Origin of the sequence: Geobacillus sp. WSUCF1 (genome assembly GCF_000422025.1) — a bacterium.
Taxonomy (GTDB): domain Bacteria; phylum Bacillota; class Bacilli; order Bacillales; family Anoxybacillaceae; genus Geobacillus; species Geobacillus zalihae.
This window is the reverse complement of sequence record NZ_ATCO01000275.1, coordinates 1-1,592: the sequence shown is the minus strand read 5'-3', so window position 1 is coordinate 1,592 and position 1,592 is coordinate 1. Positions and strand designations below refer to the sequence as shown.

Annotated in this window: 2 protein-coding genes and 1 pseudogene; 2 read left to right on the top strand and 1 reads right to left on the bottom strand. The window is 43.4% G+C overall.

The genetic code is table 11. The features are described from left to right. Positions 1-206 precede the first annotated feature (206 nt). Together I656_RS19585 and I656_RS19580 are read left to right on the top strand one after the other, a co-directional pair. Complete coding sequence (locus I656_RS19585) at positions 207-344, top strand: winged helix-turn-helix domain-containing protein (RefSeq protein ID WP_235048680.1); 138 nt, start codon at positions 207-209, stop codon at positions 342-344. A 56-nt stretch (positions 345-400) separates the two neighbouring features. Continuing rightward, positions 401-871: pseudogene (locus I656_RS19580) on the top strand (IS630 family transposase). Positions 872-1,055: 184 nt separating this feature from the next. Here I656_RS19580 and I656_RS0117175 read toward each other — a convergent pair. Continuing rightward, positions 1,056-1,511, bottom strand: coding sequence for a DUF3888 domain-containing protein (locus tag I656_RS0117175; RefSeq protein WP_050572334.1), 456 nt, complete (start codon positions 1,509-1,511; stop codon positions 1,056-1,058). Positions 1,512-1,592: the final 81 nt, after the last annotated feature.

Sequence of the window (1,592 nt, the reverse complement as noted above, 5' to 3'; positions counted from 1 at the left end):
CGCTAACTTGACGGGTATGGGGCCTGGAACTCCTGCTTCATCGGGATTTTGCCCCTGGGCGAGAGCCGTTTCTCACCGAAGAACAGCAGGAAGAGATCAAACACCTTGTGTTGACCACGACACCCGCGGAGCTGGGCTGGGACATCGCTTCGGCGTGGAATACGAAGATCCTTCAATCCTATGTACACCACCATTATGGCATCTCCATGTCCCGCGAAGCCTTGCGAAAACTCTTGCATCGAAAAGGGCTTTCGTGGACCCGGCCGACTTACACGTTGGCGAAAGGAGATCCGGATCGGCAAAAACACTTCGAAAAACAAATGGATCTAATAAAAAAAACTTAATCGATCCAGATTCCGTCCTGTTGTACATCGATGAAACGCATATCCGATCGTATCATGTGTTGCGTACGACATGGTCAGAGGTTGGCCGTCAAAAGCAAGTGCCGACGTTCGGCCATCATGCTCACGTATCGCTGTTTGACGCCGTTAACGTCCATGATGGCGAAACAGTTCTTTATCAAGCAGGAGCGGCCAATGCGACAACATTTTTGGATTTCCTGCGGATTCTCAAAGAGCGTTACCCGGATCGTCTCATCGTCTTGGTGCTGGATAACGCCCGAATTCATCATGCCAAAATGGTGTGAGAGTTTTTGCGGGAAGAAGGACGGAGTTTTCACTTCATTTACCTTCCTCCATATTCTCCGCAACTGAACCCGATCGAACGCTTGTGGAAATGGCTGAAAGACACTGTCATTGCCAATGTGTTTCACAAAGATCAAAACGATATCGCCCAAGCCATTGCCCGGTTTGTGGACTACATCCATGAACGCCCGAAGGAAGTGCTACAACGCCTAGGGTGTGCAGTGTAATCCAGAAGTTAACTTTTCAAGGTGCATCTATATAGATACACGCCACAAGTATACCTAATCGCCTCTCAGCCCTTCTGCATCAAGGACTGAGAGGCGATTTATTTGCCTAGTCACTGTCGAACTCGGGCAGGAGAAAGTAGCTGTATAAGCTCAGCTGTTCCTCGCTGATTAGTGAGTCCATTATTTAGGAAAAATAAAAGAGGTAATACCCTATGTTTGTTTTTTTTATCTTCTCTTCGATGTGCTTGTAATCAATAATACGAATTTTGTCAAAATCGATTTCAAGTGTTATTATATCAATTCCGTAAGGAGGGTTGTGAGCCCCTTTAAATGTTTCTACACGAATTTTGAGTAAGAATTTATAACGACTCCCGGGTTCTAAATTTTTAATCTCTAATATTTTAGGCTTCCACCACTGAATTCCAGATGGTTTTCCATAATAATCCTGTACTGCTTTGGTTATATAAGGCGTTAAGAAGTAAATTGAAAGGTCCTCTAAATCATTTTTATTAACCACTAATGTAGTTGTTGACTCTGTTTCATAAATTTTTGATTTGGCGACAATTTTAGTCCCGACACCATACATTCCGAATAATATTATCAAAAAGAGGGACATTACTCCTATAAATTTCCTGTTCATATTTGAATTCCTCCTTTTATGGGTCTTCACCATTTTCTGTGATTTCTACTCAATCCTAGAGACATGTTAGCTGGATGAAAT